A 323-nucleotide genomic window follows, 5' to 3' on the forward strand; every position below is an offset into this window, starting at 1 on the left:
GGTCGGATCGCAACCATTCAGGCGCAGCGAGTTGTTGTCAGCCGACTGCTTGTTGTAGTCGGTGGCCTTGGCGATACGACCCGAGGTGTTGGTCGATGCAGCCATACCGTTCTCTTGCAGCTCACCCGCGCCAGCAGCGATGTTCACGCCGATGGTGCCCTTGGCGCCGTTCAGAGCGCTACCGCCCAGCGATGCCTTGTTGAGAGCATTGCCGATGGACAGCGACTCACCCGGGTCCGCCTGGTTGTTGAACACCTGGGCCGAAGCGAACACCTTGCCGGCATCCACGGCCGCCAGCGCAACGTCGTTGGACTGCACATTGC

At 62.5% G+C, this 323-nt stretch carries 1 protein-coding gene; it reads right to left on the bottom strand.

Going from position 1 to position 323, the window contains the following annotated elements; genetic code table 11:
• A partial coding sequence (locus HX778_RS24980) for a hypothetical protein (RefSeq protein ID WP_218167274.1) occupies positions 1-323 on the bottom strand: 323 nt, incomplete at both ends.

The sequence above is a fragment of the Cedecea sp. P7760 genome (assembly GCF_013386425.1).
Lineage (GTDB): Bacteria > Pseudomonadota > Gammaproteobacteria > Enterobacterales > Enterobacteriaceae > Cedecea > Cedecea selenatireducens.